The organism is uncultured Mesonia sp., from assembly GCA_947499595.1.
Classification (GTDB): domain Bacteria; phylum Bacteroidota; class Bacteroidia; order Flavobacteriales; family Flavobacteriaceae; genus Mesonia; species Mesonia sediminis.
Map to the genome: position 1 here is coordinate 1 of CANMOY010000063.1, position 224 is coordinate 224.

Genomic DNA, 224 nt, shown 5'->3' on the forward strand with positions numbered 1-224 from the left:
ACGGCGTTTCCGCTATTGTTGGTATCACAGGCTTCTAGTGCGTCTAGATCTTGTGGCAATACCGGTTGAGGACTGTCGAATACTTCTAGGGTTACATTTACAATGGTGTAACAGGCTACTCCTGGGCTTACCACACGCGCATAGATAACTTGGGTGGTATTTACCGTATTGGTAAAGTTGGCCGGTAAAGGTAAAGCATTGTTCTGTGCATTGGCTAAGGTTTG

General features: G+C 46.0%; 1 protein-coding gene. It reads right to left on the bottom strand.

The window, feature by feature from the left end; all coding sequences use genetic code 11:
* The coding region (locus ACH2AZ_RS12575; RefSeq protein ID WP_394908112.1) for a hypothetical protein at positions 1–224 on the bottom strand (224 nt) is incomplete at both ends.